The 2,738-nt window shown below is 44.4% G+C and carries 1 protein-coding gene; it reads right to left on the bottom strand.

Going from position 1 to position 2,738, the window contains the following annotated elements; translation table 11 throughout:
• Positions 1 to 125: 125 nt before the first annotated feature.
• The gene (locus ACTQXY_RS15225) at positions 126 to 2,009 is read right to left on the bottom strand and encodes a reverse transcriptase domain-containing protein (protein ID WP_343285443.1); all 1,884 of its coding nucleotides are present in this window, start codon (positions 2,007 to 2,009) and stop codon (positions 126 to 128) included.
• Positions 2,010 to 2,738 lie beyond the last annotated feature (729 nt).

Below are 2,738 nucleotides of genomic sequence, written 5' to 3'. Positions count from 1 at the left end.
ACCTGATTGTGATAGGTAATCCGCCGCTTTTGCCATATCTCCCGATATGGTAGTCAGGACGGATTTTCCCCCACGTCGCACCGTGCGTGCGGCTTTCGTCGCACACGGCGCTCCATCAATACGGATTAGTTGTTGCGTGTATGTGAAACTACCAGTTTTTCCCTATAACTTAAAATCTTCTTTTGCACTTGTTTTTCATAATCACTGATGTCCATGCCCGGCGTGTTAATCGCCATAGAGCATTTCTTGTGTACTGATATAAGGTTGTTGACACGGTTTACTTTATCCAGCGGAAGATATGGGTTAATTCTATGGGTGTATGGAGCATGGTCTATCAACCATTTTCCGCAAACCCTGCATTTGAGCCGGTCACGGTTCAGGGCGTATGCCTTATTCATGACAAACTCAAAATTGTTCAGATAGCCCCATTTACCCTTTAAGACAGCGATTGACGCATTTTCTGAATACACATCATCCAATCTGGCTTGTATGCGTTTCTTCTTAGTGCGCCTGAAATTGATTTCCCGTCCTTCGGCAGTATAGGGCGTTTCTTTTGGATTTTTCCCTCTCGTTTCCTGCCAGTTACAGAACGTGAGCGATGTAACTCCAACATAGATGTCACGGTATTTGACAGAAGGTATCTTTTGCCTGTAATTCTGGTGTATTCGGGGAAGGTTCTGCGTATCTTGGGCTCGAATCCATTTCCCTTTATACTGTTTGAGCCGGCGGCTCGCTGCAAGTTGTATCTTTCTGCCATATTTGTCCATGCTCACGCTAACCCATGTGCAGCATTGATAATACTGGATGACCCCTCGTATCTGGCTGTTAATCCGATTGATTTCATCAATCAGCTTTTCACGGCTTGTATCCCGTGGGATTTTCTTAATATTATCCGCTATCACATCAACTTTGCGTTTCAGTCTTTCTCTGTCCGGCTGTGTTCTGGTAACATAACCATGTTCGCCTTTCCCCTTTACTACCTTAAACTCGTATCCGAGAAATGTGGCGTGTTTCTTTCTTACATCCGTAATCAGTGTTTTCTCTTTGGATAATGTCAGCTTCATCTCTGTTTCCAGAAATTCCTTTAACGATGATTTCCAAAATTCAGCATGTTCCCGGCTATCTGTAATAATTACAAAATCGTCGGCATACCTCACTAGGAATCCCGGCACCAGTCTGGTCTTTTTCAATGCCCTTCTTTTTGCGGAATCCTGATTGTATTTGTGGGTGGTGTTTTTCAATTCCCACTGTTTTGTTACCCATTCATCCATAATGTCGAGATAGACATTTGCAAGCAGAGGGCTGATAATCCCGCCCTGCATAGTGCCTTCTTCATTTACTTCACATTCATCAAGAACGCCTGCTTTCAGCATTTGTTTGATGATTTGAAGCACACGCCGGTCTTTAATTCCCAAATGATATAGTCTGCGAAGAAGTATAGCGTGGTCGATATAGTCGAAACATTTACTGATGTCTCCTTCCACAAACCAGTAATAACCTGTGTGGAAAGTGATGAAATTCAGTCTTTCCAGCGCCATTGCCGTATCCCTCATTGGGCGGAAACCATAAGAATGTTCAAAGAATAGCGCTTCTACAATGGGTTCCAACACGATACGCATACATTCCTGTACAATGCGGTCCCGTATTGTAGGAATACCTAACGGACGCTTTTCCTTTTTCCCCGGTTTGTCAATATATTTCCTGCGTATTTTCTGTGCTTCAAACTTTTCAAAAGCTCTCTGGATGTCGTTAATAACCCATCGGTAGGGTTTTTGCAGATATTCCCGCCGCATAGTCTTGTTATCGACACCGGGAGTATCACTCCCATGATTGCTCTTGATATTGTGAATTGCAGTCACAATCGTTGTTTCTGCTGACATAATTTCCAGTAAGCCTTTGAAGGCAGGGTATTTTCCTTCCTGTCTGGCTTTCCTGCTTTGTTGATACAATTCGTCTAACAAAGTGCGTAATTCAGTTTCAGTTTTTGGGCAGTCGAATTGTTGTGCCATACGCACCACCTCCTTCCGAGGTTGTGTTTCTGGTTTTAGTCAGGTTTGCCTACGGCTTCCTCGACTTTCTGTTCACATACGAATCCATATTGACTATGCCCCTTCGCTCCACTCCCATTACAGGAGCTTCATCACTACTACGGGCTGATGCCCCGTGGATTAACAGGTCATTTCCTACCTGTGCGGCAAGGGTGACACCTTACTTGCACCGGCATGTACCGGAGCGCCGTCCACGGTTCCTTTGTTCCCTATATTCTAGCTTTACATTTAGTTTTAGCCCGTCCCTCTGACCCGGCTGCCATCACTGGCTTGTGTGATTGATTGCCAGTGACATTCGACCATTCCGGTTTTCTGCCGTTTTCCACCAAGACATATTTCAACGGCGACAGCACCCCACATGGGGAGGATGGCTGTGTTATCATCCCATCGTTTACGAGCCTTACACTCAGGACTTTTGTCGATTGCAACAAAATATACTGGACATGACTAATTTATAGCTTCTTGCGGTTATCCAAGCTGTCTCAAGCTTCTTCCCCGCTTTTCACCGAGCTTCGTACAATTCACCTGTCACAATGAAATGCACGTCGGAGATTAGAATTTTTGTAACCCGTCACACCGGGTCAGACAGGAACTTCCCCTGTCAAATCGAATATAGAGTTCAGATTTCATTAGAAATCTGTCTTGCTTTGTTCCATATTTCTATGGAGATTAACAAGAAACAAAGCGCAC

Source organism: Faecalimonas sp. LCP19S3_D12 (assembly GCF_052121495.1).
GTDB lineage: Bacteria > Bacillota > Clostridia > Lachnospirales > Lachnospiraceae > Faecalimonas.
This window is presented reverse-complemented; position numbering and strand designations above follow the sequence as displayed.